This window comes from Halocola ammonii (assembly GCF_049334165.1).
In the GTDB taxonomy this organism is placed as follows: domain Bacteria; phylum Bacteroidota; class Bacteroidia; order Flavobacteriales_D; family Sanyastnellaceae; genus JBEGHD01.
In genome coordinates, this window is sequence record NZ_JBEGHD010000015.1 from 60363 (window position 1) to 87155 (window position 26793).

Annotated in this window: 21 protein-coding genes; 6 read left to right on the plus strand and 15 right to left on the minus strand. The window is 45.8% G+C overall.

Annotated features, from left to right (window positions below; genetic code table 11):
• Nucleotides 1-3: 3 nt before the first annotated feature.
• Complete coding sequence (locus tag ABHV44_RS14265) at nt 4-1362, plus strand: ArnT family glycosyltransferase (RefSeq protein WP_459075386.1); 1359 nt, start codon at nt 4-6, stop codon at nt 1360-1362.
• Nucleotide 1363: 1 nt separating this feature from the next.
• Complete coding sequence (locus tag ABHV44_RS14270; protein WP_459075387.1) at nt 1364-2938, plus strand: hypothetical protein; 1575 nt, start codon at nt 1364-1366, stop codon at nt 2936-2938.
• Here the strand turns inward: ABHV44_RS14270 and ABHV44_RS14275 are convergent.
• Nucleotides 2898-5231 (minus strand): alginate O-acetyltransferase AlgX-related protein, encoded by a 2334-nt coding sequence (locus tag ABHV44_RS14275; protein ID WP_459075388.1) that lies wholly within the window; start codon nt 5229-5231, stop codon nt 2898-2900. The two genes, ABHV44_RS14270 and ABHV44_RS14275, sit on opposite strands and share 41 nt — an antisense overlap.
• Nucleotides 5231-6610: an MBOAT family O-acyltransferase gene (locus tag ABHV44_RS14280; protein ID WP_459075389.1), complete on the minus strand. Its 1380-nt coding sequence runs from the start codon at nt 6608-6610 to the stop codon at nt 5231-5233. Before ABHV44_RS14280 ends, ABHV44_RS14275 begins: the two co-directional genes overlap by 1 nt.
• Before the next feature lie 129 nt (nt 6611-6739).
• On the opposite strand from ABHV44_RS14280, the gene ABHV44_RS14285 reads away from it, so the two are divergent.
• Entirely contained in the window at nt 6740-7234 is a 495-nt protein-coding gene (locus ABHV44_RS14285) for an LIC11966 family surface protein (protein WP_459075390.1), read from the plus strand.
• Here ABHV44_RS14285 and ABHV44_RS14290 read toward each other — a convergent pair.
• The 11 genes from ABHV44_RS14290 to ABHV44_RS14340 all read right to left on the minus strand — a co-directional run bounded on the left by ABHV44_RS14290 (nt 7231) and on the right by ABHV44_RS14340 (nt 19838).
• On the minus strand, nt 7231-8175 hold the full coding sequence (locus ABHV44_RS14290) for a T9SS type A sorting domain-containing protein (protein ID WP_459075391.1): 945 nt from the start codon (nt 8173-8175) through the stop codon (nt 7231-7233). The two genes, ABHV44_RS14285 and ABHV44_RS14290, sit on opposite strands and share 4 nt — an antisense overlap.
• An 88-nt stretch (nt 8176-8263) precedes the next feature.
• Nucleotides 8264-11617 carry a transcription-repair coupling factor gene (gene mfd, locus ABHV44_RS14295; RefSeq protein WP_459075392.1) on the minus strand — a complete coding sequence of 1118 codons (3354 nt, stop codon included), beginning with the start codon at nt 11615-11617 and terminating at the stop codon, nt 8264-8266.
• Between the two features lie 61 nt (nt 11618-11678).
• Nucleotides 11679-12698, minus strand: coding sequence for a class 1 fructose-bisphosphatase (gene fbp / locus ABHV44_RS14300; protein ID WP_459075393.1), 1020 nt, complete (start codon nt 12696-12698; stop codon nt 11679-11681).
• Nucleotides 12699-12806: 108 nt separating this feature from the next.
• Entirely contained in the window at nt 12807-13580 is a 774-nt protein-coding gene (gene rsmA, locus ABHV44_RS14305) for a 16S rRNA (adenine(1518)-N(6)/adenine(1519)-N(6))-dimethyltransferase RsmA (protein ID WP_459075394.1), read from the minus strand.
• Nucleotides 13577-13903 (minus strand): DUF4286 family protein, encoded by a 327-nt coding sequence (locus tag ABHV44_RS14310; protein ID WP_459075395.1) that lies wholly within the window; start codon nt 13901-13903, stop codon nt 13577-13579. Before ABHV44_RS14310 ends, rsmA begins: the two co-directional genes overlap by 4 nt.
• Before the next feature lie 12 nt (nt 13904-13915).
• Nucleotides 13916-15757: a tetratricopeptide repeat protein gene (locus ABHV44_RS14315; protein ID WP_459075396.1), complete on the minus strand. Its 1842-nt coding sequence runs from the start codon at nt 15755-15757 to the stop codon at nt 13916-13918.
• The gene (locus ABHV44_RS14320) at nt 15758-16339 is read right to left on the minus strand and encodes a hypothetical protein (RefSeq protein ID WP_459075397.1); all 582 of its coding nucleotides are present in this window, start codon (nt 16337-16339) and stop codon (nt 15758-15760) included. It abuts the gene before it with no gap.
• Nucleotides 16340-16384: 45 nt separating this feature from the next.
• On the minus strand, nt 16385-17656 hold the full coding sequence (serS, locus tag ABHV44_RS14325) for a serine--tRNA ligase (RefSeq protein WP_459075398.1): 1272 nt from the start codon (nt 17654-17656) through the stop codon (nt 16385-16387).
• Between the two features lie 108 nt (nt 17657-17764).
• Complete coding sequence (gene rpmA / locus ABHV44_RS14330) at nt 17765-18025, minus strand: 50S ribosomal protein L27 (RefSeq protein WP_459075399.1); 261 nt, start codon at nt 18023-18025, stop codon at nt 17765-17767.
• Nucleotides 18026-18049: 24 nt separating this feature from the next.
• A complete protein-coding gene (gene rplU / locus ABHV44_RS14335; RefSeq protein WP_459075400.1) occupies nt 18050-18625 on the minus strand; it encodes a 50S ribosomal protein L21 in 576 nt (191 codons plus the stop codon).
• 283 nt (nt 18626-18908) lie between these two features.
• A complete protein-coding gene (locus tag ABHV44_RS14340) occupies nt 18909-19838 on the minus strand; it encodes a DMT family transporter (protein ID WP_459075401.1) in 930 nt (309 codons plus the stop codon).
• 82 nt (nt 19839-19920) lie between these two features.
• Between ABHV44_RS14340 and ABHV44_RS14345 the strand changes: the two genes are divergently transcribed.
• Nucleotides 19921-20409, plus strand: a complete 489-nt coding sequence (locus ABHV44_RS14345; RefSeq protein ID WP_459075402.1) for a heavy-metal-associated domain-containing protein — start codon at nt 19921-19923, stop codon at nt 20407-20409.
• Between the two features lie 73 nt (nt 20410-20482).
• Here ABHV44_RS14345 and ABHV44_RS14350 read toward each other — a convergent pair whose 3' ends face one another.
• Nucleotides 20483-21418: a toxin-antitoxin system YwqK family antitoxin gene (locus tag ABHV44_RS14350; protein ID WP_459075403.1), complete on the minus strand. Its 936-nt coding sequence runs from the start codon at nt 21416-21418 to the stop codon at nt 20483-20485.
• Nucleotides 21419-21816: 398 nt separating this feature from the next.
• Nucleotides 21817-23526: a T9SS type A sorting domain-containing protein gene (locus ABHV44_RS14355; RefSeq protein ID WP_459075404.1), complete on the minus strand. Its 1710-nt coding sequence runs from the start codon at nt 23524-23526 to the stop codon at nt 21817-21819.
• A gap of 294 nt (nt 23527-23820) precedes the next feature.
• On the opposite strand from ABHV44_RS14355, the gene ABHV44_RS14360 reads away from it, so the two are divergent.
• Both ABHV44_RS14360 and aspS read left to right on the plus strand, forming a co-directional pair.
• Nucleotides 23821-24861: a COX15/CtaA family protein gene (locus ABHV44_RS14360; RefSeq protein WP_459075405.1), complete on the plus strand. Its 1041-nt coding sequence runs from the start codon at nt 23821-23823 to the stop codon at nt 24859-24861.
• 177 nt (nt 24862-25038) lie between these two features.
• Entirely contained in the window at nt 25039-26793 is a 1755-nt protein-coding gene (gene aspS, locus ABHV44_RS14365; protein WP_459075406.1) for an aspartate--tRNA ligase, read from the plus strand.

Here is a 26793-nt window from a genome sequence, read left to right on the forward strand (position 1 = left end):
CGAATGAGGGTTTCTGGAAAACATTTTCTGCTCGTTGGTCTTTGTGCTGCACTACTCAGAATAGTGCTCTGGGTCGCGGTGCCTCCTACAATCATGTACGATGACCATTTTCAACCTGCAAAACTCATGGTCTTGCTGCAGGACTTGCCTCAGCCACATCATTGCTTTGAGTGTTTTCAACCTCCGGTGTTTTATCTCATTTCGGCAGCTTTCCTCAAGGTCGGGTATCTTTTCACTGCCAACCAGGAAGTGCTGGATAAGATCATGCAGCTAGTGACACTTCTCTTTGGTTTAGGTATGATTCCCCTGGTGCGGAAATTTTTGAGTCAACTCAATTTCTCAAAACTTACGCAACTCCTGGCTTTTGCGACTTTTTGTTTTTTGCCGAGGCATATATTTATGTCGGTAACGCACAGCAATGACTCCGCAGTTTACTTCTTTGTGACAGCTGCAATAGTTTCAGCTCTGGCGTATTACAATTCGGGTTTTAAAATAAAGTATGCCGTATTCACTGCGCTGCTTGCTTCACTGGCGGTATTGACAAAGTCTACAGCCGTCATACTTTTTCCGGCTATTTTCCTTTTGATCCTTTTCAAAACGGGAATCCAAAACTGGAGAAAAACCATTGTTAGAATCGCCATGATTCTTGTGCTGCCACTCGGTGCCTTTGCAGGTCACATCGCCTGGAAGAGTCAGTTTTTGGAAAACCCCATGGCCATGAACCTGGAGATTTTGGGAGTGGATATTCCTCAACGACCCGGACATCGCTCACTCGTTAGTTTTACGCCATGGGAAAATTGGGAAAATCCACTTATTCACCAGAAAAGTACAGAGTCGCTACCCACAACTTTATTTGCTCAATTTTGGTACGAATCCGAACCAAAAATCTCATCGGTGTGGTTGAACGACATGAGTTTTAACCATGAATATCAGATGTACATTAATTATCGCAATCTGCAGATTACTCCGGATTGGAGTCGGGTTCCAGCTCAAATAAATGTTTACGGAAGGCTGAGCCTCGTGGTGGGCTTCGCGATCGCCTCCATCTTTGTAGTCGGATTTGTTTCATTCATAATTGACGTCTGGAAAAGAAGGAAGGCCCACCTTGGTTGGGTGTTTTTTGCGATGCTCTTCACTAACTTACTCGGAATTGGCATGCTCACGGGCCAATACCCGATGTACTCTTTCATGAAGGCCGCATTCCTGTTGCCTTCTGCCGCTGCGTTGATTTATTTTCTATGCAAAGGCTTTGAAGCTTTTCCAAAGAAGCTGAAGAGTTTGAGTGTTGGTTTTGTGGGTATGCTGCTCATTTACAGTACTGTTTATAGCTTGCACCTCGCCATAAGTCACCTGGTTTCCTGACATGAGAAAATTGCTTGACATACGGGTTTTTCTTGCCGTTTATATTGTTTTCGGGTTGGTTTTACTACCGGACTACGGCATCGGCTGGGACGACTACATCATGCGCGACAACGCAGAAAGAAACCTGGAATGGGCAGGTGAATTCTTGTCGGGAAACACTGCTGCAAAGGATTCGATCTTTGAAGGGAATATTGATGAGCACGGCCCGGCTTTTCAGTTGATCCTTTTAGGGGTAGAGAGTGCCCTGCCTTTTGAAAGTGCTTACGCGACTAATCTGATCCGGCACACTGTCTCCTTTCTGGCCTTTGCTTTCCTGAGTTTGTTCTTTTTTCGGCTCTTAAGAGTTGCGGGCTTTTCCAATAAAATCTCCTTGCTGGCCTGGATGGCGGTAGTGCTCTATCCACGCATTTTTGCTCATGCCGGATTCAATTTGAAGGATCCTATTTTTATGATGCTGATGGTGGTAGCTGTGTTTCTTTTGGTGAGGCTCAAAAAGAAAAACGGACTAATTCATCATGTGATCTTTGGACTCTTGTTGGGGTTCATCATCGATATTCGAATTCTCGGTTTACTAATCGTTGCGCCTTACGTAATTTACATTTTCGTGTTTGAAGGTTTGAAGCTTTCATCAATGAAGAAAGTTGTCGTTGGGTTATTTTCTTGCGCTTTTGCAATCTGTCTTTTCTGGCCATTTCTGTGGGACGCACCAGTGGAGCTTTTTCTCAATCAGTTCAAAGTGATCACCCAGGTAAAACAGCCTAATCCGACTTTGTTTTTTGGGGAGTTTTATTTACCGAAAGAAGCACCCAGATGGTATTTGCCAGTCTACTTATTGATAACAGTTCCTGTGGTGATCTGGCTGTTGTTTTTCATAGGGATAATTGACAGAGTCAGGAACCTGTTCAAGTTCGGTTTTGGTGACATCAACAAACATCCGGCATTTTGGACATCTCTTTACGTTTTTACTGTGCCGGTTTTAGCGGCAGTTGTGCTGACGCCCGTATTCTATAATGGATGGCGACACTTTCAATTCATCTACCCCTTTGCTGTTGTTGTTGCAGTTTACGGCCTCTGCGCTTTCAGTTCCAGGTTTCACTTGTTCGGGAAAAAAGCCAGGCAAATGGTAGTTGGAGGTGCACTGGTATCATTGCTCGTAGTCAACTTGTTGTATCACCCTCACGGGCATTTGTATTTCAATTTGTGGATGGGGCAAAACCTCGAATCTGAGTTTGAACCTGACTACTGGGGAATAGGGTTTAGAGAAGGCTGGGAGTTTTTGAGTGATCACACTTCTTCCACTGAAAGGCCGGTGAATGTTTTGGTTTCGGATAAACCCGCGCTATTTAACCTGGAGCTTTTGTCAGCCGATGAGCGACAACAATTCAACATTGTGGAAGGGATTGAAGAAGCTGAATATTTCATTACCAATCACCAACATTTTTCGAGCCTATCCACACCTGTTTGGCACAATTTCTATTTCGGTGAGAATCGTCCAGTTCTGGGGAGAGAGATTTATCGGAGTGGAACTTTTCAGGCTACTTCTGTTCGGATTTATCAACTGAGGTCTCAACCCTAATCGAATCGCTGTAGAACTTTTGTACCTCCACTGGATTAGGAAGTTTGAGGTCATCAATAAAACGCTCCATCACTTCATACACTACAATATCGGGATAGCCGTGATCGAACGCTCCCAGCGGAAACTGATGAGTCCAAAAGAAGACGCTTTCTTCACTGTGAAGCTTGAGGCTGTAGTTGAGATAATTGGAGAAAGAATCTCGAAAGTAGAAAACCTCAAGATCGTTCGGAGGATCATCGTTGACATAAGAAATGGTAGCGTATTTGGTCTTCACATCTTCGTATTGTTTGCTTGAAACCTCTCTTACTTTACCTGGGTCGATTGGCATTACTAAAGGCTGTTCACGAGAAATCACATCTTGAAGTCCAAGCTGAAGCGAAAGGTCTGCCTCGTAGTTAGTCACATAACTAATGGTGTAATCGGTCATCGGTTTTGGGTTACCGAACTCAGGATAGTCTTCATTAATTGACTGCACGATGGTTTTGTAGCCTGTGTAAGCTCCGATTTGATTCCAGTGCGAATCGCTCTTGTAATAAATCTGGTTTTCATCCTTGGCCCGGATCAGTGGTGGTTGCAGGTTGATCACCTTCAAGTCAGTGTTTTTATTCAGGTGATCGATGAGGAGCTGCATCTTGCTGGGTTTGTTTACAGGCTGTAGAGATCTAGGCAGCATTTCTGGATACACAGAGTGTTTGAGTGGAGCAAAGGCAATGTAAAAGTCAGTGTTGTGCGCCTCGAGCCACTTCTTCCTTTCTAACAGGTTTTGCTCTATGAGTTTTAGGTCACCTTCCGAAATTTGGGTTTCATTTTTTATTTGATCTCCAACTCCCTGGCCGCGGTAAAAATACCAGCCGTCTTTTCCAACTGCCACAGGAGCCATGGGCCCACTTTCTTTGAAGATTAACACCCTGTAAATATTTGTCCCATAAATCATCATGGAGCGACCGCCAAAATGATCTTCCAGGTAGCGTTCTGTATTTCCAGGAACCTCACTCAGATTGCCCTGGTAAATGGAATCTACCGTGAAAGCCGGGCGTTTTTCCTGTAGAAAATAAGTTTCTGGAGTTGAGATAAGCCAAAGCGAGCCCGGCAAGAATAGAAGCGCCAGAAAGATGAGTGTGAACCACACATCGCGAATTCCTTTTACTCTTTTTTGCCTGTGAAGCAAGATCAGGAGATAAAATGCAAAGACAAAAAAGGCGAAACTGAGAATTATGTGCGCTCTGTAAATCAATCTGTCAATCACCCTGAAAGTGGTGAGACTGTCGGCAGATAGTTGGACGTATGAATTACCTGCATTGGCTTTTAGGGTGAGAGCGGATCCATCGTTATTCATTTCAGCTTTAACATTCTGCCTAAAGGGAAAAGCATCTTTGAGATCTTCAGTCGGAATTGTTTTGCTGTACAGCGAGTTTTCGAGTGTTACAGATTTCAGGTGATAGGCAGGAGCAGCAGAGTCGAGCTTGAGGCGAAATGAGAAAAATGGATCTTCCACTTTCAACTGCTCGGGTAATGCTCGCGAATTGGTTGGGTCGTGGAAAACTCCTATCGGATCTAGCTGGTTGGGAGCGGGCAGGTGATAAATCCCATAAACTCCTTCAGGTTTTTCACTCCAGTTTAAGTGTACTTCCGTCCGGTTGGGATGGCTCATTAGTCCCAAAAACGAGAAATAGAGACCAACTCCCAAAGCAAAAGCAAAGGCACCATAAGCGATCAATTGCAACCAGGGAATTTGCTCAACTCGTGCAGAAAAGAAGTAAAAACCAAGAGCGAAAAGCATGAAAAGTGCGATGTACAACGCAGCTTTGGAAAGATAGTGCTCTGTAGATTTTACAGCAAAGGGTTCAGGCGTGAAGCTGAATTCAAACTCACTGTTTCTCAGGTAGAACTCTGATCCTTCGAGATCGGCTCCGTGCATTATGAGACCGGGAAGGCTGGATATTTTAGGAAGTGTCTCTATGTGTAAACCGCGCTGATAAGACCTTCCCTGAAATTCGATGGATTGGCCAACTATCCAATTCTCAAAATCAAACCAAAGTCTGTCTGTGTGGTCTGTCTCGAAATAAAAAACCTGCTCCCCACCGGAGAAAGTGAAATGTTCGATTTGCTGCTTTTCCTCGCAGCCTTCACATTCCGAAAGGATAGTAATTTCTCCCTTGGCCTTTCCAGAAATTCCAAAGGTGTAGACGTGACTGCCTAAAGGGCGTTCAACAATTTTTACCAATAGAAGGCATAACACGAGAGCAAAGCCCAGCGCCACTACGAGTGATTTTATGTTGTCCTTCTTTATCATTAGAATCGGAAGTAGATGAATGGGTTGTAAGTGCTCGTGGCAACTTCGAGGCAACTTACCACGAAGATGAATAACAGCAAAAATTGCTTCATAGCCAGAGTTGGCTTTTGCCAGGTGGTGGGTAATTTAAGTTTCGTCCACCAGTCGAAGCAAAACACAACGCCAAACGAAAGAGCCGTAAGTTGCCATCTCGATAACGGAATAGAGCTGTCATCAACGTGAAAAGAGAACATCTCGCCTACAAATTTCCAGGCATCGCCAAATGATTCTATCCTGAAGAAAACCCACGCAAAGACCACAACCAATAAAGTGTAGACATTGGCCAGGCCGCCAATCCGTTGAAGCACATTTTTAAAACCAAGTCTTTCAACGATTAGAAAAGTGCCGTGCAGCATTCCCCAAAACACGAAGTTCCAGCTTGCACCGTGCCACAATCCGGTGAGGAAAAAAACCAGTGTCAGGTTGAAATAAGTGCGGTAGTCGCCCAGCCTGTTTCCTCCCAATGGGATGTAGACATAATCGCGAAACCACGTGGAAAGCGAAATGTGCCATCTACGCCAAAACTCCTGTATGCTCCTGGCGCGATACGGAAAATTGAAGTTTTCGTGGAAATTGAATCCAAACATTCTACCCAGCCCGATGGCCATGTCGGAGTAGCCCGAAAAGTCGTAGTAAATCTGAAGCGAGTAAGCCACAATCGCCATCCAGGCCGAGGGTGTGTCCCAATTACCACTTTCGGCAATCACGCTGTCGGCATACTGCCCCATCGGATTTGCGATCAACACCTTTTTGGCAAGACCAATAACGAAGCGTTCGACACCATATCGAAACATTGCAAAATGATGCACCCTTCGGTGCAGCTCAGTGGCAATGTGGTGGTAGCGCACAATCGGACCGGCAATCAGTTGAGGAAAAAGGGCAATGTAGAGTGATAGTCTCAAAGGGTTTTTCTGAACGTGCGCCTGATTGCGCCAAATGTCGACCAGATAGCTAATAGCCTGAAAGGTAAAAAACGAAACTCCAATGGGTAGCGGAATATTGGGCTGGCTAAGTTTGTTTCCCTCAGGGAGAATTGTGTTGAGGTTCTCGACCATAAAATCGCTGTACTTGGCAATAACCAAAATGAGCAGGTTGACAACTACCCCAAGGACCAAAGGCCATTTTCTGCCTGCAGCCTTCGACATCACAAGGCCTACAGTATAATTCACTGCGCAAGAGAAAAGCATTAGCAAAACAAAAACTGGCTCTCCCCAGGCGTAAAAAACCAGACTCGCAAGAAGAAGAAATACGTTTCTCTGGCGAACACCGGGCAGCATGAAGTAAACCAGCAATACCAGTGGCAAAAAGAAAAACAGGAAAACAATAGAACTAAATACCATGCTAAGTCAAGGCCAGAAAAAGAGAGTGTTCGGTTTTCAGCCGGTGAAAGTAGCGAATTGCTCCGTTTTGTCCACATTTGCCCACGTGATAATTCCTATTTTTACCACAACCCAAAACCAATTTCTGCGATGAAAAGAATTTACTGGATGATTGCGCTTACTGTGTTGCTTTTTGCTTGCAATCGCAAAGCTGAGAAAGCTGCCGATTACAACGACAATATCAACAAGCTGCAGCACAGGGTGATGGAAAAGATCAATGAAGTGGACAGCACAATCGTGGAATACGATGCCGATGAAATGGAAATTGCCCACCTTGAACTAAAAGCAGAAATTCGAAGAAGTCTGCAGGGACTGCGAGACCTCGGTGCTTTCACCCAGGACAGCACGCTTTTTATCGCGTCAGAAGACTTGTTTACTTTCTACAAAGAAATAAGTGACGAGGAGTACGAGCGACTCATCGAAATCATGTCGCTTCCCGATTCTTCGTTCACATCGGCCGAGCAAGAGCGAGCATCAGCCATTTTCGACACCATCCAGGTCCGGTTCGAAACCCAGCACGAAGAATTCAAAAAAGTCCAGCAGAAATTTATTGAAGACTACCGCTTGACGGTGGAAGAGGATTAGTTCACTACAATTTTCTCAGTGAGAGTTTTGCTGTTTTCTGTAGTCATCCGCAGTAGATAGACTCCCGCATTAAGCGAGCTCAGGTCAAGTTCGATGATGTTTTTTCCTCTGGCCGATTCTTCACTGAGAACGATTCGACCGTGCAGATCCGCAATTTCAATTTTTGAAGTTTTGCCGAATTTACCATCGACTACACGAACGCTGAGGATGTCATTCACCGGATTGGGGAAGACCTCGAGTTCGGTCTGTTTGATTTCTTCGACACCAACAGGATCCCACATACAGTTCTCATAATTTGCTAGACCATCTGCCCAAATACTTTCATAGACCTGAGTACTGCCATGATGGGCGCAAATCAGAAATTCGCCACCGTCAGCCAGCGATGTTCCGGCAGCATTCAAAAGCGCATCGTTTAATGGGCCAATGCCTTCGTTCCACACTACGGGAAAAATCATGTTAATCTCAAGGTTTGTCAAGTGGAATACCTTTCTGGTGGAGCCATCAAAATATTCCTGCTCATTGATGCTGTCAACTCGCAGTGCCATCGGCCCATTTTCGATTTCATAAACAGAGGTTGACAATATAGTGTCCCCTACCTCTGCAGTCCAGTCGTAAAGTGGAAATTCGTCTAACGCTTGCTCTTCCCATTCTGTATTTTTCAGAAACCATTTTCCTTCTTCCTCCCGAATGAGGTAGGTAGTGCTTTCATCTCCATTGGGATCTGGAACATGATATTGACGCCAGGTATGGCCATCTGCTCCAACTTCCTGCTGCCATGTCTGCTCAGTCCGATCGCTGTACCATTCTCCAAAGGCTGAAATCGAATATAAAGAATTGGTATAAATCGAACCCTCGGGCGGTAAACTCCAGTGCTCTTGAGAGAATCCGGTAATACTGACCAATAAAAAGTAAAGGGTAAGAAAAGTAAAAACTGTTTTCATAAAGTAGATTTTTGAAAAGGCAATGCGCAAAAGATACAACAACCTTTAGATCATCCCTAAAACAAGCTTTGAACTGACTTTCTTTCGATTAAGAAGCCTCCGGAACTCTGATGTTCACCATCTTCTTCAAAATTTCAAGCGACTCTTCGATGGATTCAACATTGGCAAATGACATGCGTAGGCCACCGTTTTTCTCGTACATTTTTCCGAGTCGCGGGTTTTGCTTGATAAACTCAATCACGCGGGCAAACTTTGGCGATTGGTAGTAGGGCGATTCCTGATCGGAAACGAAGTAGCCGATAAGCTTTTCGCTTTTGATGATGATTTTCTCGAAGCCGATTTCGTTGGCGATCCAGCGCATCTTGATGGTGTCGAGCAATCGCTCCACTTGCTGCGGCATCGGGCCAAATCGGTCGATCAATTCTTCCTGGAATTTTTCGAGTTGCTTTTCGTCCTGCGTGTTGTCGAGCTCGCGGTAGAGCGCAATTCGCTCTGCGATACTTCCCACGTATTCGTCTGGAATCAACACCTCAAAATCAGTTTCGAGGACCGTGTCGCTCACGAAGTTTTGCGACTCGATTTCCTCCTCGCGCTGCATTTCCTGGAATTTCTCGCGCTTGAGTTCATCTACCGCTTCTGCAAGAATTTTCTGGTAGGTCTCAAATCCAAGATCGTTGATGAATCCGCTTTGCTCACCGCCAAGTAAGTTTCCGGCACCGCGAATGTCGAGGTCGCGCATGGCGATATTCATTCCACTGCCGAGATCAGAAAATTGCTCCACTGCTTGAAGTCTTCTTCTGGCTTCGGCCGTCATGGAGATTATTGGAGGTGCCAGCAGGTAGCAAAAAGCTTTTTTATTGCTTCGCCCAACTCGTCCGCGCAACTGGTGGAGGTCACTGAGCCCGAAGTTTTGGGCTTCGTTGATGATCATCGTGTTGGCATTGGAAATGTCGATTCCCGACTCGATGATGGTGGTGGCCACAAGCACATCGTAAACGCCATCGATAAACTTGGTCATCACGTCTTCCAGCTGGTCGCCATCCATTTGCCCGTGGCCAATTCCCACGCGGGCATCGGGCACCAGTCGCTGAATCATCCCGGCCACTTCTTTGATGTTGCCCACGCGGTTGTGGACAAAGTAAACCTGTCCGCCACGGCTGATTTCGTAGCTGACCGCATCGCGGATCGTTTCTTCATTGAAAGTCGCCAACTCGGTGTGCACCGGATATCGGTTTGGCGGAGGCGTGCTGATCACTGAGAGGTCTCGTGCACCCATCAGAGAGAATTGTAGTGTTCGCGGAATGGGTGTTGCCGTGAGGGTGAGCGTATCCACGTTTTCGCGCAGCGTTTTCAGCTTGTCTTTCACAGAAACGCCAAACTTCTGCTCTTCGTCAATCACCAGCAGCCCGAGGTCTTTGAATTTGACTCTCTTGCCCACCAGCGCGTGTGTCCCCACGATGATGTCGGTTTCTCCGCTTTCGAGTTTTTTGATCGTCTCGGTCAGCTTTTTCCCCTTCTTAAATCGGTTGATGTAATCCACGTTGCACGGAAAGTCTTTGAGTCTTTCGGTGAAGTTGTGGTAGTGTTGCAGACTCAAAATTGTGGTTGGCACCAACACCGCCACTTGTTTGTTGTCAGCTACAGCCTTGAAAGCCGCACGAATGGCGATCTCGGTTTTTCCGAATCCCACATCGCCACAGATCAGGCGATCCATGGGCGATTCGGACTCCATGTCTTTTTTGGTTTGCTGCGTGGCAGTGAGCTGATCGGGCGTGTCTTCGTACATAAACGAAGCCTCGAGCTCCGTCTGCAAATAGGTGTCCGGTGAAAAGGCCGTTCCTTTCTGCGCCTTCCGCTTGGCGTAGAGCTTCAGCAGGTCGAACGCCATTTCCTTGACCTTGTTCTTGGTCTTGTTCTTTGTCTTTTGCCAGGTGTTGGTTCCCAGTTTGTGGATTTTAGGAACGGTGCCCTCTTTCCCCGAATACTTTGAAATGCGGTGCAGCGAGTGAATCGAAACGTATAGGATGTCGCCACCTTTGTAGGTAAGGCGAATGGCTTCCTGCTCCTTGCCGTTCACATCGATTTTTTGTAGTCCGCTAAACTCGCCAATTCCGTGGTCGATATGCACCACGTAGTCGCCCGGCTGAAGGCTGCTCAACTCTTTAATGGTGAGCGCAGCTTTGTTTTTCTTAAATCCTTCCTTGAGTTTGAATCGGTGGTAACGATCAAAAATCTGGTGATCGGTGTAGCAGAGCACCTGTCGCTCCTTGTCGATGAATCCTTCGTTGAGATCGACCACAATCGGCTTGAAGTTGACTTCCTTGTCTTTGTCTTCAAAAATCTGATAGAGCCGCTCGATCTGCTTGGGCTGGCTCGCCACCACAATGTTGAGGTAGCCAGCCTTTTGGTTGTTTTGCAGGTTCTTCGATAGGAGGTCGAAGTTTTTGTTGAAGCTCGGCTGTGGGTTCATGTCGAACTCAATCCTGTGCGCTTCGGCAAACTTGTTTCGCGTAGAAAACTCCACCAATCGGAGTCTGCGCATAGCGTTTTCAAAGGCCTCGCCACTGGAGTACATTTCTTCTGGCGGCAAGTGATTGAGCGGACTTTCGAGTTTTTCAAAGAGTTTCTCAGCTTTTTCAAGCTCTTTCTCAAAATGGTTTTGAGCCAGATTGAAATCGTGAAGCCAGACGATGGTATCGTTCGGGATGAAATTGAAGAACGACTCGTGACTTTCTTCCAGGAGCTTTTCGCCCACGTTGGGGACGATTGTGGCTTTTTTCATCTTGGCCACAGAGAGCTGTGAAACAGGATCGAACTTTCGAATCGACTCCACTTCATCGTCAAAAAGTTCTATTCGATAGGGGTGATCAAAACTGTAGGAAAAGACATCGATGATGCCACCGCGAACGGAAAATTGCCCCGGTTCGAAAACGTAATCAACCTTTTCAAACTCATACTCGATGAGCATCTCATCGAGAAAATCGACATCGATGGTTTCGCCCACTTTCACCTCAAAAGTGTTTTCCGAAAGGTGTTTTTTGGTCACCACATTTTCGGCAAGTGCTTCGGGAAACGTCACGACCACCGTGCGTTTCTTGTCCTTTCGAATTTGGTTGAGCACCTCGGCCCGCATCGACACGTTGGCATTTTCGGTCTTTTCGGTTTGGTAAGCCACGCGGTGCGACTTCGGGAAAAAAAGCGGCTTCAGATCCGGGTTGATGCTCTCCAGATCGTTCATGAAGTAGGCGGCCTCTTCTTTGTCATCGAGCACAAAGAGAAAAGTTCCGTTTTGCTGATCGAGCATTCCCGATGCTACCAGCGAAGTGGCAGAGCCTACCAGCCCTTTCAGGTGGACTTTGGCGCCATCGTCTTGCAAGAAATTTACAAGCTGAGTGGTTTTGGGGTGATTGGAATAAAGTTCTCTGAACTCCTGAAGGGTCACGCTGCTACTCTTTGATTTTAAGAATTGACAAAGTTAGGTTTTTATTGTTCGAAAGCCGCTGTTAAGCTTTCGCTTCGGACACAGCATTCATTAGCTCTTCTGCTTTCAGAACCATGTTTTTAGACCCCACGAAATAAGGCACGCGCTGGTGAAGTTCCCTCGGTTCGATTTCCATAATTCTTTTTTCGCCATCGGTAGCGACACCGCCAGATTGCTCCGCCAAAAAAGCCAACGGTGAGCATTCGTAGAGCAGTCGCAGTTTTCCTTCAGGGCTCGAATTGGTGCTTGGGTAAATGTAAATTCCACCTTTGATGAGATTGCGGTGAAAGTCGGCCACGAGCGATCCGATGTAGCGGGCCTTGTAAGGACGATCGGTCGAAGGGTCGAGTTCTTTGCAGTAGCTCACGTAGTCCTGAACTCCTTTGGGAGACGTGTGGATGTTTCCTTCGTTGATGGAGTAAATCTTTCCGTCTTCCGGCATTTTCATGTCGGGGTGCGAAAGGCAAAACTCGCCAATGCTCGGCTCGAGCGTAAACCCGTTGGTTCCTTTGCCAGTGGTGTAGACCAACATGGTTGACGAACCGTAGATCACGTAGCCAGCAGCCACCTGGGCGGTGCCCGGTTGCAAAAAATCTTCTTTGGTGGCTTCTTCTCCTACTTTTGAAACTCTGCGGAAAATCGAAAAAATCGTCCCGATGGAAACGTTCACATCGATGTTTGAAGAACCATCTAGCGGATCGAAAAGCACAACGTACTTGCCGTTTTTTCCGAGTTCATCTTCAAAAGCCAGGTAGCCTTCATTTTCTTCAGAGGCAATTCCACACACTTCACCACCTTTGCGGAAGTAGTTAATGAAAACCTCATCGGCAAACACATCGAGCTTTTGCTGTTCTTCGCCCTGCACATTTTCGCTGCCATAGGCTCCCAGCACATCAGTGAGCCCCGCCCGATTTACTTTTTGGTTGATGATTTTGGAAGCTGTGCCGATGTCTGCCAACAACCTGGTAAGGTCGCCAGAGGCGTAGGGGAAGTCGGCTTGCCTTTCGATAATAAACTCGTTGAGGGTTTTGATTGCGCTCATGCCTGTGGTTTGCTTTGGCAAATTTCGGTTAAATAGCGGAAGTATGAAAACGCCATGAGCTCAATGAGCTTCAAATCAAACTTTAGATGATTTTTTCGACAGTGCGCCCTACGAAAAGAATTGATTCGTCAACCAGACGAAATCGCCAACGCCCAACTGCTCAGGTCGCTTGTTCCAAATCTCATCGCTTGTTTCCAGTCCTGCGGATTTCCAAAAAGATTTCAGAGAGTTGCGGATGGTTTTTCTGCGCTGACCAAAAGCGGTTTTGATTACCATCTTAAACTTCTTCTCATCGCAGTCGAGCGACTTCACTTCATTTCTTCTCAAACGAACTACGCCAGACTTCACTTTTGGAGGAGGATCGAAACTTTCCTGATCTACAGTGAATAGGTATTCCACTTCGTAAAAAGCCTGTAGCAGAACTGACAAAATTCCGTAGGCCTTGGTTCCCGGTCCAACCGAAATTCGCTCTGCTACTTCTTTTTGAAACATGCCCACGACTTCGGGGACCATGTCTTTGTTTTCGTAAACCCGAAAGAGGATTTGAGAGGAGATGTTGTAAGGGAAATTCCCAGTGACAGCAAAAGGACTATCGAAAGAATCTTCGAGGTCGTAGGTCAAAAAATCTTCATTGATGATGCGATCTTGCAGCTGAGCAAAATGCTGGTTGAGGTAGTGAATCGACTCGAGGTCGACTTCTATAACTACCGTTTCGAATTCTTCCCTTTGTAGTAAAAACTTTGTGAGTGCTCCAGTTCCCGGACCGATTTCCAGAACGGTGTCGTAGTTGCCATGGTGAGTAAGGCTGTCAGCAATGCGTTTGGAAATCTCAGGATCCTTGAGGAAATGTTGCCCGAGATGCTTTTTGGGTTTTACACTCATTTCGCGCTGTCGTGAACTTCGTGATGCACCACTTCGAGGATGGTACGAAAGGCTGCAAAGCGATTTTTATAGCGCTGAGTGTGCTCTTGCTGAAGCTTAGGTGCAAACTCCTTTTCGTATCGATCAAAATCTTTCTGAGTTCTTGCCAGATACTGGATACTGTAGCTCAATCCACCTTCTTCGTGTGCGTGGATGCGGCAAATTTTGTTTTCCAAAAACATGCCCGTTTCCATCACATCCGGAATGTGAACCTCTTTCATCCACTTGAGCCACTCATCGTGAACGGCTTCATCAATACTGATCGTAACGTTGTAGAGAATCATCAAAACTTGGTTTTACTCAATTGCATCTCCGCGAATTTGGCGGAATCTTTTTCTGGCTTCAACAGCGTAGAGACTGCCCGGAAATTCGGTCAGGATTTGCTGGTAAAGTTCCTTGGCGCGCTCCTGGTCTTCGTACACGTAATCGTAAATTTCAGCCAGTTGAAAAACTGCATCGTCAGCCAAAATATCGTGAAAATGGAAGTCGATCACGCGCTGTAAAAACTCTTCAGCTTTCTCGTAGTTGTTTCGCTTCGAGAAAATATCTGCTTTTAACATCAAAATGTCGTCTGTCAACGAATGTCCCGGCCACTCGGTCATGATCGAGTCCATTTTGGCGATAGCCTCATCCGTCTGGTTTTGGTAAGCCAGCAGGTCGGCTTGGGCAAACATCAGCATCGGCTCGGTGATGGTGTCGAGAGCGAGGTTGTCGGTAATAAGCAGTGAAAGGTCGATGGCATCGTTGGAAATGAGCTTTGAAGTAGAAGCTTTCAAAACATCGAGTTGCGCTTGTGCCCATTCGAAGTCACCAGTGTAATATGAAATCTTTGCGTTTCTGAACTTTGCTTCGTGGCCGAGCGGATCCTCTTTGAAATCGTGCTCCACCTGTGAGTAGAGTAGGGAAGCGTCCCAAATTTCACCTTTGAGCAAGAGCACGTCACCCAGTTCGAGCTTGATCACGGCCTGAAGCTTATCGTATACTCCCGGAAGGTCTTTCGCTTCTTCGAGAATAGAAATCGCCTCATCAATTTTGCCGAGATAAAATGCCTTGATGTGAGCGAGATCCTTCATCAGCGAAGCCGTGGAAGCCGACTTTCCGAGCTCTGCCAGTGTTTCTTCATAGCGCTGTTCAAGCTCCAGAATCAACGAATCGTCAGCTCCGGGATTAGAAGTGACTTCCTCTTTCATGGTGCGCAAAAGTCCGATTCTGGCAGCTATGTAGTACGACCCGTTTTTTCCTTTTGAAACAACGTATTCGTAAGCTTTTTTGGCGGGGCCAAAGGCATCGTTGTTCAACGCCATGTTGGCCAGATTCATCATACGGTGGCCGTCTTCGCCCTGCCGCATGTCAAGTGCCCTCACCTGGATAAAAGCTGCATCGAAATTTTTCTCCTGAGTAAAAAGCCAGATCAGCATCTCGTTGTACATCGTGGCATCGGGATACTTCTGTGTGCGGCTGAGAAGCTTGGTTTTTAGCATCTCTGCATTTTCCTTGTTCTCCTGAACATTGAGGTTTCTGTTCAGGCTGTTTTGAACGGTGCGGATGTAATGCGGACTGTCGAGCAACAAGTCGAGAAAAGCTTCTGCCATTTCATCGTGGTTACCCATGATTCCCTGCAGATTGGCAATTTCGTAGTTGAAACTGTAGTCGCTGCGGGTAATTTTTTTGCTCTTCTCGTAGGTTTTCATCGCCCAGTCGAACTCATTGAGTTTGATGAATTCATTGGCCAGTCGAACGGCATTGCTCCTTCCGGGTTCGAGCTCATCGAGAGCATCTTCGAAGGCGTCATTCGCGTCTTCAAACTCTTCGAATTGCTTGTAAAGCGAACCCAGATCGAGGTAAGCTTCAGCTTTGTTTCTCGTTGCCCTAAGCTTTTTCTTTACGAGCTTTTCTGCTTCGTCAAAGTTTTCTAGTGCGACCAGGGTCGCCAGGTAATTATCGTAAACTCTGTTGGTGCGATTTGTCTCGTAAATCTTTTCGTAGTAAAGCTTAGCCGATTCGTACTGCCCCTGATTGAAGTAGTATTCCGCCAGTTCGAGGTCTGTGTCAGACTGAGCGACAGCATCGACTACGGGCACCAGGCCTGCAAGAGCGATTAAACAAGCAATGAAAAAATATTTAACGAGATTCCTCATTTACACAGTTGATTGTTTTAGCGAGTCCAAAATAGGATTCACTTTCGGAAGGGTTTCAATGTATTTTGTCTGCATCATCTCGACCCGATCTCGCATTTCGTGAATTTCTTTAATCAGATTTTCAGCAACTTTCTTCTCCTGACTGAATGCCTGTTCTACATAGTCGCTGTCGATTTTGTTTCCTTCCTTGTCTTCGGTAGCGCCCATTTCTAGCGCCTCTTTCAGACCAGTGAGCTGGGACTTCGTTCTTTCTATTTCGTCCTCCAGCCTCTTTTTGCGCTGACCGTAATTCTTTACGATTCTGGAGACCGATCTGTAGTCGGCTAGTTTAAGCGCGTGGTCTTTGTTCATGTCGCCTTCGTAGGTGTCTTGCACGAATTTCAAATCTTTCTGAATGGCGGAAATGGTTTTCATCGCTGTGTCGTGCGGGATTTGAGCCAGCACTTTTTCAGCTTCTTCCACTTCGGTGTAGAGCGAGTCGAGGATACGCACCTTTTCAGTGTGGTTTCCTGAAGATTGGCACCCAAAAATCAAAGCCATACAAGTTGCAGCGAAGGCCAGAGGTAGAAATTTTGATTTCATCTTTTCCAAACGGTTTTGATTGATTGTTATTTCAATTTTTTCGCGTTAGTCGATCATGTTAAAACCTGTGTAAGGTACCAAGACTTCTGGGATTTTAATGCCCTCAGGAGTTTGATTGTTTTCGAGGAGTGAAGCTACTATTCTGGGCAAGGCAAGCGCACTTCCGTTCAGTGTGTGCACGAGTTGCGTTTTTCCGCTTTCATCTTTGTAACGGCACTTGAGCCTGTTTGCCTGAAAGGTTTCAAAATTCGAAACAGAACTTACTTCTAGCCAGCGCTCTTGAGCTGCTGAGTAAACTTCCATATCGAACGTGAGTGCAGATGTAAAACCTAGATCGCCTCCGCAAAGTCTTGCAACACGATATTGCAGCCCGAGTTTTCCGAGCAGACCAGTAACGTGCTCAACCATTGTATCAAGCGTTTTGTATGAATCTTTCGGATGAACGATCTGGACGATTTCCACTTTGTCAAATTGGTGTAGACGGTTCAGCCCGCGAACATCTTTTCCGTAAGAACCGGCTTCTCTTCTGAAGCACGGTGTGTAGCCGCAAACCTTCACAGGAAATTCGTCCGGTTTTAGGATCACGTCTCTGTAGATATTCGTAATTGGTACTTCGGCCGTTGGAATGAGGTAGAGGTTGTCTGCAGCTGTGTGGTACATCTGTCCTTCCTTGTCTGGAAGTTGACCGGTTCCCATTCCAGAATCTTCGTTCACAAGCAGAGGTGGAATCACTTCTTCATAACCTGCATCTCTGGCCTGGTCAAGGAAATAATTGATGAGCGCCCGTTGAAGTCTGGCTCCTTTGTCCTTGTAAACTGGGAACCCGGCACCGGTGATTTTAGCCCCGAGATCGAAGTCGATCAGGTCATACTGTTCTGCCAGTTCCCAGTGTGGCTTTTTGCCCTCGTGAAGCTGTGGGGCAGATCCTTCTTCGCGAACAATCTCGTTGTCCTCTTCGTCTTTTCCTGCCGGAACAGATTCGTGAGGCACATTAGGGACTTGAAGCAAGACATCGCGTAGTTGCTCTTCGATTTTTGAATGGCGTTCTTTTAGCTCTTGAGAAGCTGTCTTTAACTCTTTTGTCTCTTCTTTGAGATCATTGGCTTCATCTTTCTTTCCACTTCTAAAAAGCTCACCAATTTCTTTTGAAAGCTTATTGCTACGAGCGAGAATTTCGTCCATCTCAGACTGCAGACGTTTGCGTTCGTCATCGAGATTCAGGACCTCATCAATGAGGTTGCCAGCCTTAAAATTTCGCTTTGCCAGCCGCTCGATCACGAGCTGTGCGTTTTCACGGATAAATGGAACTAACAGCATTGAATTTTCTTTTATGTATGACTTCCAAATGGGAAGGCGTAAAAATAAAAAACTCCTGACCGCAAAAAGAGATCAGGAGTTTGAGTTATTTATTGCTAAATGCCTGTACTACTCCTGAACCGGAGTTACAGAAACATATGAGCGGTCGTTTCTTTTCTTGGTAAACTTCACTTGTCCGTTTGTCAATGCAAACAAAGTGTGGTCTTTACCCATGCCTACGTTGTCACCCGGGTGATGCTGGGTGCCACGCTGGCGAACGATAATATTTCCTGCGATCGCTTCCTGACCACCGAAGATTTTTACTCCGAGGCGTTTCGATTCTGATTCGCGACCGTTCTTACTACTACCGACTCCTTTTTTATGTGCCATGGTATTACGGGTTTATTTACGTTCTTACTTATCTTCTTTTTTATCGTCTGATTTCTCAGCAGACTTTTTTGGAGCTGCTTTCTTAGCAGTTTCTTTTTTCTCAGCTTTCTTTGAGCTATCCGCAGCTTTAGCGGAGGAGCTAGGCGCAGCTTTCTTAGCTGTCTCCTTTTTTGGAGCTGCTTTTTTAGCTTCCGTTTTCTTAGCTGTTGTCTTACTTTCAGACTTAGCTTCGGTTTTCTTCTCAGCTTTTGGCTTGCTCTCAGCCGATTTCTCAGCTTTTTTAGCGCCTTTGGCCACGATAGAATCGATGGTCAACTCAGTGAGGTAAGCGCGAAAACCATTTTTCTTGCGGTAACCTTTTCTTCTTTTCTTTTTGAAGACGATTACTTTGTCTCCTTTCAGGTGCTTTTCAACTTTAGCTGAAACTTGTGCACCGTCTATAGCCGGGGCGCCTACAGTTACGTTTCCGTTGTCGTCAAGCAAAAGAACGTTGTCAAAAGAAACTTTGTCTCCTTCTTTAGCTTGCAAGCGGTTCACATAAACCTGCTGGTCTTTTTGTACTTTGTACTGATGCCCTGCTATCTCTACGATTGCGTACATTCTTACAGGAATTAAATTATTACTCTCAAAATTTAGGGCTGCAAATGTAATACTTTTAATTACGAATGCAAAGATTACGAATTACGAATGCAGGTGGTTTAGCATTTTGGTTTTTACCGGGGCTGGAAAAAAATTCTAAGCACCAAATTCCAAACGGCAATTCCAACAACGCACCTACAACCTTATTTCTCCTTTATCTCCAAAAGCTCATAAACACGAACCCGGTGGATTCCAAATCGGACAATTCACAAATTCCAGAAGTCAGGACTTTAGTGTGAATAACCTAACCCGTCAATCTCTCTTTCCTTCTCATTCTCCGGCCTCCTAAATTTACCAGATACACCCCCAGCAAAATCACCGCACCGGAAATGGCGTGGAGCATGGTGAACTTTTCTCCGTCAAAAACTCCCCAGAGGACTGCAAAAATAGGAATCACATAAGTAACTGACGAGGCGAAAACTGCAGAAGTGTCTTTCACTAGTTTATTGAAAATGATTAGCGCACCGGCTGTGCCCAATATGGCGAGGATGGCTCCAAAACCAAATCCGCGAAAACCACTTTGTGTCTCAGTGAGCACCGGGATGAAGTCGGTTGTGAGCAAGTAAATTCCCGCTGGAATGCCCATTAGTCCCAGAGCAAGCGCAGCAATTACTACTGAGTTGACATGGCTCAAAACGTTTCTGATGGTGTTGAGGCTGATGGCGTAAGAAATGGTGGCTCCAACCACGAACATGGAGTAGCCGATGTTGAATTCGCCACCGCCACCTCCGAGAGAAATGAGACTGATTGCTCCAAGCAAACCAATTGCCACCCCCAGGATTTGCAGAGACTGCACTTTCGTTTTGAACACAAAAATGGCAATCATTAAAGTGAAAAAGGGCACGAGCGAGTTGAGCATTCCAACAAAAGAGCTGTCGAGGTGCTGCTGAGCAAGCGGGAAGAAAAATGCCGGAAAACCATTTCCGAACAAGCCAACTACTAGTAGGGGCCAAAAGTTTTTTCGCAGAACTTTGAGATTGCGCAGAGCGATGGGTAAAAGGACCAATCCCGCCAGTGACAGGCGAATACACGCTACCTGAGTTGCTGAAAACAGCGGCTGGCCATCCGCAGTGAAAAGAATGTACTTCATCAAAATGAAGGAACTTCCCCAGGTGAAAGCCAGGATGAAAAGGATCAACCAGGAAGTGAAAGAAGTCGTTTGCTGATCGGCCACTAAATTTTTTCCGCAAAATTAACAATCCGCACCTGCTGCAATTTCAGTTGTTTAGTATTTTTGTCTTCTAATTTTCAGCACCATGAAAAAAACCACATACATATTTTTCGCTTTGCTGACTTTCAGCATTTTGGCTTGCAACACCGAGCAGGCAACCGAGAACACCACTTCCGACTATGAGCTTTCTGTAAAAAGTGTGTCGTCAGATTCTGACAAATCTGTAGCCAGCATCAGCATCGATGGCATGATGTGCGAGATGGCCTGCGGAGGAAAAATCAGAAAAGAACTTTCGCAAATTGACGGAGTGAAGCTTGCCGAGATTGAATTTAACGAAGGAGAGCCACTCGATTTGGCCGTTGTAGAATTCGACCCGGCAGTTACCGATGCTTCGAAACTAGCCACTTGCGTAAACGGCATTGCTGACGGGCTTTACTCAGTGAAAAAAGTTGAAGTGGTGAATTATTCAAAAGGAGCCTCAGCAAAAGAAGATTCAGACGCTAAGAAAACGAGCTACTTCTGGGAAAAGGATTTCCGACTCCCAAGCATCACGATTTTTCTACCTCACTGGTAGATTTCAACCAACAAGAAATTTTGAAAAGGCTGCCTGCGGGTGGCCTTTTTTTGTTGGGACAATCGATGAAGTATTACTTCAATACTCCATTTTTATATTTCTCTTTGCGCGTTTGGTTACCGTCTTTATCGTAGTATTTCCAATTGCCGTGCTTTTGGCCTTCTTTAAAAAAGCCTTCGGATTCTAGTTCGCCACTTGGATAGTAAGTTTTTTGGTAGTAGGTGTTAGGGCCAGTGAAGTTGAGTTGTTCTTTGCGCTTCTTTTTATAAACATAAAAAATCTTCTTGTAGAGATCATAGGGCTCATCTTCCTTGTACACAAAGATTGAATGGCTGTCAATGTCAGGTTGGTTATATTCATATCGATGCGTCACCTGATTTTCTTCCCCGAAGTACTTTAGCACGAATGGTAATTCCATCTCATCCCAAAAAGAGAAAATCTTTGATCTTCGCAAGGTGTCAAGTCTCCAGACTATTTCTCTCTCCTCATACTGAGACAAAAACTCATCGTGTGTAGCTCCATAAAAGCCAAAGTGTAGAAATTTGGCTATGTTACCCTTATTCATTTCGCCTATATTCTCTTCTACCCCAGTTTCTAAATACTTGAATAACTCTTCATAAATCCCTTGTTCCAATTGCGTGAATTTAGCGTATGTTTCGGGTTCTACAGGTTGAGGAAAATCAATTGTTGTATAAATTCGAGTAGTATCAAACTCGAAGTATCTTTTCCATTGCTTCAACTGACCGCTTTCCCATAGAACCCACTTTTCAATCAAGGCACTATCCCTGTAAAAAATCCACTCGCCAGCGGGGATGCCATTATTGTAGTGACCAGTCCAGGTGAGGTGGCCTTCTTCGTTCCAGGTGTGCCAGGTGCTGTCGCGGTTGCCATCCACGACCTTGCCTTCAACGCGCTTTTGTCCGTTGTTCCAGTATTCGGTGGTCAGTTGACTGAAAGCAATAGTTGAAAAAAGAAGAATTGAAAAGACGGAGAGAGCGAGTTTTAGCACGGTTAGAATTTTCGGTTAAGAGAAAAGAGCTCTATTGAAGTTTTATTCAATGGGAACCAAAACTAGCAATAATTATAAAAAACCATAATGTCGTCCCGCTGGGACTTTAATGTGCGTTGGGGTCATCCACGTGCTACCATAATGCCGTCCCGCTGGGACTTTGTATTGGCCAACTCAAATTACTTCAACCTAAGACCAGAGCGATCAAATTAATTCAGAAAAGAGCTCCAGAGGAGCGGCAGTATGGTAGGTTTATTGTCGAAGCGTAGAGCAAGCTCCGAAGGAGCGACATTATGGTTCCTTTTCATGTGACAGAGTGAAGATTCTATTCAAAAAAAACCGCCCTGCCCAATTTTCTGGGCAGGGCGGTTTCATGATCACTTCTATTCTAACTGTGCTTATCGCTTCATGAATCTTTTTGTAGTGTTCTCGGGTCCATCGACCTTTAATATGTAAAGTCCGGAAGAAAGGCTGGAGATGTCGATTTTCGATTGACCATTCAGGTTTTCAGTTCGAACGTGCTGTCCATGCGAATTAAAAATCTGAATGGTGGTTTGAGATTTGACCATCTCTTCAGCAAATCGTACATTGATGAAATTCTCTGCGGGATTCGGATAGACTGTCAGATCAGATTGATTTTTCTCCCGGCCTTCGACCGAAACAACACCACTGCAATCTACTGGCTCGCCACTGTAATCATTGTCGACCCAGGTGCTCAATATCATTCTCGACTGTTCCTGAAGTGTGGCTCCACCGAGATTTTCCATGCCGTTTAGCTGACTGTTTAAACCTATTGTATTGTCCTGCATCACCGAGAGGTCATGAACACTCATGAAGCCATCACCTGTAGAATGAAATTCCCACACGAACTCTCCCTGATCATCGAGCTTGAAAACTGCCACATCGTAGCCGCCTGGAGTGTAAGGCTCATCAGCGTAGTCGTACTCACCGAAATATTCCATTGCAAAAAAGACCTGGTTTTGATCGTTCACATCGAGGCCCGCAGAACCATCGGCTTCTGTTGTGCCGAAGTTTTGGAGCCATTGCACTTCATTATCGATGCTCAGTTTGGAAACGAAAACATCATCGTTGCCCAAAGTGGAAGACAGCTCCTGATCTCCCATCACGAGATACTGAGTGTAAGTACCCGCAATAACAGGCTCTCCGCAGTTGTCGAGGATGAAATCGCTAACTACGAAGTCGAAGTCTTCGGGCGAGTCGAGTGTGAGGAGAGAAGGGTTTTGAAAGTTTTCATCGGTCTTTAGGATAGCTTTGGTCAATTCACCTTCTGCACTTGTTGGATTGATGGTGTCGCCATTCAGTTCAACCGATCCTCTCAAATCGAGAAGCGTAAAGAACGAACCATCCTGTGCTTGCAGAGCTGTCTGCGGGCCGTGAAAACCGGCCACATTTTCATAATCTAATTTGTGAAAAACTTTCGACATCAGCCCATTTCCATCGCTATCGACTTTTAGTACAAAGGACATGGGATAGTCGAAATGCGAATCGTTTTCATCGCTGCCGGCTCCTTCTATCTGAGTTCCGCCAAAAGTGAAATTGCGATGGTGATCTCCTGTTATAATGATTTCATTTTCGTTGTTCATAGAAATGCCTTTGGCTCTGCGGTTTTTACCCATAAAATTCTCCGACTCAGCGCCAAGTACCCACAGCACATTTCCTGAAGGACTGATCTTGGCAAGAAAAAAATCCTCATCGTTTTCGAATGAGCCTTCGAAAGAAACGCCATTGAGCTCGGCAGTTCCTCCTCTGTAGTTTATCAAAACATAGGTGGAGCCACCTTCGTCAACTGCCAGGTCCACCAGAGTAGCCTGAGTGGATCCCGATTCGTAGAGCGTAGACATGCCCCACTGCAGAGCATTTTGGGAATTGTATTTTTCGATGAAGACATTGGGGTTGGTGACGCCCTGACCAGAACCAACGGTCCATTGAGCGGCCACAATCCGGTTGTTTTGAAAATCGTCTACCATCCTGACCTTGTAAAGATTTTCACCGAATGACCGGACAAAAACGGTGTTTGCCTCCTGAGCAGAAACGGTGGTAAAGCAAGCGAGCAAAATGCAAGTGAGAAATAAATTAAAGTGTTTCATAATTGATCTTGTTTTTTGGATTTCCCCTAATGAAGCTTTTCAAATCAAAAGGGATGCATGGGAGGGGTAGACAAACAGGTGACAGCGATCTAAAGACGGTGAAATTGTGTACTTTGGACACGTTCAAACAGCTGTCAATTAACGCATTGAAGGATTTCTCACGAGGAGTTAAACAATGGATCACGAAAAAATCACGGTTGCAAAAAGTGACCGATTTGGGGTAAAATTGACTCTCATCAATAAACTTCGAGCCGACTCAATGATTAACTAAATTTGACCCCGAATTTCTACTTCATGATTCGATCGATACGTATTACTTCTAAAGTCGCTCTGGTTTGCATCTTTTTGGTGGTTATTGCCGGGAGCGTGGTGAGAATGACGGGCTCAGGAATGGGGTGCCCAGACTGGCCAAAGTGTTTTGGCTACCTGATTCCGCCAACTGATGAAGCCACAGTTAGCTGGAACGAGCAAAGGAGTTTTGAGAAAGGCCAGATGATCGTGCACAATGAGCAGCTTCTGGTAGCGAAAAGTTCCTTTACGACTTCGGACACTTTTGATGGATCGCGATGGGAAGTTTACGAAAAGCACGACTACGCAGTATTTAACGCAGCCCACACCTGGACCGAGTACATCAACAGACTATTGGGTGCGCTTTCAGGAGTCCCCGTATTGGTGCTGTTGGTTTTGACATTGTTCTACATTCGAAAAGACTGGTTTCTGTTTTTTCTTTCTGCAGCAACTACCTTTATGCTTGGCTTTGAAGCCTGGCTGGGTAAGCTGGTTGTTGACGGTAATCTGATCCCCAATCAAATCACTATCCACATGATGGGAGCTTTGGTCATCATTGGACTTTTGCTGGCTATCATGGCGCGAACTCGCAAGAAGCCAGTCAGCCGCAAACCCGTTTTGTTTCCTTTCAACTCAACTTTGCTTTTTGTCCTTTTCCTGTCGCTCTTGCAAATCGTGCTCGGAACCCAGGTGCGCGAAGAGGTGGATGAGGTATCGAAAGTTTTTGCCCGGGAAGATTGGGTCGAAAACCTTAGTTCACTCTTTGAGATCCATCGGAGCTTCGCCATTGCCGTAGTTTTGGCAAATGGAATTTTACTGTGGATCAACCGCAGGAAAAATTACGGCATCGTTCTCACCAACTGGATTATGGGGACAATCATCGTAGAAATAATTCTGGGAATTGTCCTGTCTTATGCCGGAATGCCTGCCTGGGCTCAGCCTATGCACCTTTTCTTCGCGGTGGTGATGTTTGCTTTTCAGCTCTACCTTCTGCTCAATTTGCTGAAAAAACCCTACCGCAAGCCGGTGATTCCAAAGCACGGGTAGAAGAACCTGAAGCCCGATTTTCATGCTTGAACTTGCTCCTTGCTGAATTGCCTTAATTCATTGGTGATCCTATTCCCAAACTACCTTTCGAATTTTTATCTTCGCACACTAATTTTTGAAAAGAAATTTGATTGAAGGCAAGGGCCTGATTTTGAATAAACCACAACGCCAATTCAAATGTACCGATCACACAATTGCGGAGAGCTCCGAATAGAAGACAAAGGAAAAGATGTCACCCTCAGTGGATGGGTGCAGCGCATTAGAAATCTCGGAGGGATGACCTTTGTCGATTTGCGCGACCGCTACGGCATCACGCAGCTTGCATTCAATATGGAAACCAACGCGGAGCTGTGCGAAAAAGCACGCGACCTCGGAAGAGAATATGTGATTCAGGTTGAGGGCGAAGTTGCTGAGCGAAGCAGTAAGAATGCGGCTATGCCTACCGGAGATGTGGAAATCATTGTTAAAGCGATTAACGTTCTAAACAAAAGTAAAACACCACCATTCACGATTGAAGACGACACGGATGGCGGTGAAGATTTGCGAATGAAATTCCGCTACCTCGATCTTCGCAGAAACCCTGTAAAGCAAAACCTCGCGCTGAGAAACCGCCTCTCGATCGAGACGAGAAAATACCTCGATAGCATCGATTTTTTCGAGGTTGAAACACCTTATCTAATCAAGTCTACACCAGAAGGTGCACGTGACTTTGTGGTGCCAAGCCGCATGAACGAAGGACAGTTTTACGCGCTGCCGCAGTCGCCACAAACTTTCAAGCAATTACTAATGGTGTCTGGTTACGACCGCTACTACCAAATTGTGAAGTGCTTTAGAGATGAAGACTTGAGAGCAGACCGCCAGCCGGAGTTTACTCAAATCGATTGTGAAATGTCGTTTGTGGAGCAAGAAGATATTTTGTCGACCTTCGAAGGAATGGTGCGCCATCTTTTCAAAACAGTAAAGAACACCGAAGTGGGAGATTTCCCCCGCATGACCTACGATGAGGCGATGGAGAATTACGGCTCCGACAAGCCGGATATCCGTTTCGGAATGGAGTTTCAGTACATCACTGAGTTTGCCCAGGGCAAAGGGTTTAACGTTTTTGATCAGTCGGAAGCAGTGATAGGCATCGTGGCTCCGGGTTGTGCAGATTACTCGCGCAAGCAACTTGATGCACTCACCAACTTTGTGAAGAGCCAACAAGTGGGCGCCAAAGGAATGGTCTATGTAAAGTGCAACGAAGATGGCTCTTTCAAATCGAGCGTGGATAAATTTTACAGTCAGGATGACCTGAAAGAATGGGCAGAAAAGACCGGAGCAAAAGCCGGAGATCTGATTTTGATCCTTTCCGGAAAACTCGATGAAACCCGGGTTCAGATGAACTCGCTTCGCTTGAAAATGGGAAGTGAACTCGGTCTCCGAAAGCCAAATGATTTCAAACCACTTTGGGTGGTCGACTTTCCACTGCTCGAGTGGGATGAAGAAACAGAGCGCTTTTACGCCATGCATCACCCATTCACTTCTCCTAAGCTCGATCAGCTCGACATTCTCGAGAAAGAACCAGGAAAAGTGAAAGCCAACGCCTACGACATGGTGATCAATGGTGTGGAAATTGGTGGAGGATCGATCAGAATTCACGACCGTGAAATTCAGTCGCGCATGTTCGATCTGCTGGGGTTTACCAAAGAAGAAGCTCAGGATCAGTTCGGCTTTTTGATGAGTGCGTTTGAATACGGTGCTCCTCCTCACGGTGGAATTGCACTTGGCTTTGACAGACTTTGCGCGTTATTTGGCGAGCAAACATCCATTCGCGATTTCATTGCTTTCCCGAAAAACAATGCGGGCCGTGATTTGATGATCGATGCACCATCTAAAATTGACTCTTCTCAGCTGGATGAGTTAAATTTAAAGTTGAAACCGAAAGCAGACTAA

Coding starts and splice junctions, on each gene's coding strand:
- ABHV44_RS14265 (WP_459075386.1), top strand. CDS start 4: ATGAGGGTTTCTGGAAAACATTTTCTGCTCGTTGGTCTTTGTGCTGCA.
- ABHV44_RS14270 (WP_459075387.1), top strand. CDS start 1,364: ATGAGAAAATTGCTTGACATACGGGTTTTTCTTGCCGTTTATATTGTT.
- ABHV44_RS14275 (WP_459075388.1), bottom strand. CDS start 5,231: ATGATAAAGAAGGACAACATAAAATCACTCGTAGTGGCGCTGGGCTTT.
- ABHV44_RS14280 (WP_459075389.1), bottom strand. CDS start 6,610: ATGGTATTTAGTTCTATTGTTTTCCTGTTTTTCTTTTTGCCACTGGTA.
- ABHV44_RS14285 (WP_459075390.1), top strand. CDS start 6,740: ATGAAAAGAATTTACTGGATGATTGCGCTTACTGTGTTGCTTTTTGCT.
- ABHV44_RS14290 (WP_459075391.1), bottom strand. CDS start 8,175: ATGAAAACAGTTTTTACTTTTCTTACCCTTTACTTTTTATTGGTCAGT.
- fbp (WP_459075393.1), bottom strand. CDS start 12,698: ATGAGCGCAATCAAAACCCTCAACGAGTTTATTATCGAAAGGCAAGCC.
- rsmA (WP_459075394.1), bottom strand. CDS start 13,580: ATGAGTGTAAAACCCAAAAAGCATCTCGGGCAACATTTCCTCAAGGAT.
- ABHV44_RS14310 (WP_459075395.1), bottom strand. CDS start 13,903: ATGATTCTCTACAACGTTACGATCAGTATTGATGAAGCCGTTCACGAT.
- ABHV44_RS14315 (WP_459075396.1), bottom strand. CDS start 15,757: ATGAGGAATCTCGTTAAATATTTTTTCATTGCTTGTTTAATCGCTCTT.
- ABHV44_RS14320 (WP_459075397.1), bottom strand. CDS start 16,339: ATGAAATCAAAATTTCTACCTCTGGCCTTCGCTGCAACTTGTATGGCT.
- serS (WP_459075398.1), bottom strand. CDS start 17,656: ATGCTGTTAGTTCCATTTATCCGTGAAAACGCACAGCTCGTGATCGAG.
- rpmA (WP_459075399.1), bottom strand. CDS start 18,025: ATGGCACATAAAAAAGGAGTCGGTAGTAGTAAGAACGGTCGCGAATCA.
- rplU (WP_459075400.1), bottom strand. CDS start 18,625: ATGTACGCAATCGTAGAGATAGCAGGGCATCAGTACAAAGTACAAAAA.
- ABHV44_RS14345 (WP_459075402.1), top strand. CDS start 19,921: ATGAAAAAAACCACATACATATTTTTCGCTTTGCTGACTTTCAGCATT.
- ABHV44_RS14355 (WP_459075404.1), bottom strand. CDS start 23,526: ATGAAACACTTTAATTTATTTCTCACTTGCATTTTGCTCGCTTGCTTT.
- ABHV44_RS14360 (WP_459075405.1), top strand. CDS start 23,821: ATGATTCGATCGATACGTATTACTTCTAAAGTCGCTCTGGTTTGCATC.
- aspS (WP_459075406.1), top strand. CDS start 25,039: ATGTACCGATCACACAATTGCGGAGAGCTCCGAATAGAAGACAAAGGA.